Annotated in this window: 1 protein-coding gene; it reads left to right on the top strand. The window is 35.8% G+C overall.

Annotated features, from left to right (window positions below; all coding sequences use genetic code 11):
- Positions 1-125 precede the first annotated feature (125 nt).
- On the top strand, positions 126-989 hold the full coding sequence (locus tag GC102_RS23600) for a phosphotransferase (RefSeq protein ID WP_171691662.1): 864 nt from the start codon (positions 126-128) through the stop codon (positions 987-989).
- Positions 990-1156: the final 167 nt, after the last annotated feature.

Below are 1156 nucleotides of genomic sequence, written 5' to 3'. Positions count from 1 at the left end.
TCGGCATAATTGATTAAAGTAAAACTTTAACTTGTACACTCTCCAAAACCACCATATGATTTAAGAAGATGAAATAGTAAAAATTTACATTCCATTTAATTGTGGGGTCCAAGGGGAAATGAATAATGTTAGAAAAAGTAGATGTTAACAGTATCATCGATACTCTTTATGAAGAAGGCAAAATTGATAACAATATTATTGCAACTAATATTAATACCGGATCTACTGATGGCATTGTTTATTTTCTTTCAGAACATAATGATGAACCAAAATACGTTCTGAAAATTGACCGTCCGCATCAAATTGCTTTGACCGAACAATTTCTTAGAACGTACCGGCACCTGGAGCTTTTTCCTGAAATTCTCTATACTGATCCTGCAAAAGCGTATATCGTGTATACATACATTACAGGTACAACTCATTATAACCGTGGATTAAAAATAGATTGGCTGACAATCTTAGTAAAAGAACTTTTCAATAATTACGAAAAATATGTACAAACGGACAATTGGGGAAGACTAGGATCACCGATTCAATCTTGGCGTGAGTGGAACTACCGCAGTTTGGTGGATACGAGAAAAGATTGGGGGAGCCTGTTATCCATTGAGGATTACAATAGAGTAGAATCAATATTTGAGAACATATCGAAAAATGAAGATCAAAAAGTAAGATATATGCTACATGGGGATACAGGTGTGCATAATTTTGTTTTTAATGAACTCTCAGTGGTTGGTGTTATCGATCCCTCACCGATGATTGGTCCTATGCTATACGATTTCACTTATGCTTTTTGCTCTTCTCCAGACGATTTGAACCTAGAAACTTTAATGGCAGCCTTTGATTTGCTCCATCATGAGCCTATTGAAAGATCAAGGTTGATTGAAGAAGTCATCTTTCAACTTTATTGTCGAATTGGAATCTGTATACGATTCCATCCGCATGATTTAGAGGATTACTTAAAAGCGTGGGAATATTGGAAGTCAGTGTAACGGAATGTTACTAATGTGAAGGCAATCAATCAAGGACTATTGAGAATTGAAACGGGATCTGCACCTGCGGATCCCGTTTTAATTGTGATTTTGGAAGCATTACTTTGCCGTAAGTTATAATTTGAAGCATTTCCTTGCCACCAGTACTGTTTAGTAGAAAATTCGAC

Origin of the sequence: Paenibacillus germinis (genome assembly GCF_013141785.1) — a bacterium.
Taxonomy (GTDB): Bacteria; Bacillota; Bacilli; order Paenibacillales; family NBRC-103111; genus Paenibacillus_E; species Paenibacillus_E phytorum.
The sequence above is the reverse complement of the archived record's forward strand: the minus strand, read 5'-3'. Positions and strand labels throughout refer to the sequence as shown.

What these genes read in the sequence shown, in the direction of transcription:
- GC102_RS23600 (WP_171691662.1), top strand. Translation starts at nt 126, where the DNA reads ATGTTAGAAAAAGTAGATGTTAACAGTATCATCGATACTCTTTATGAA.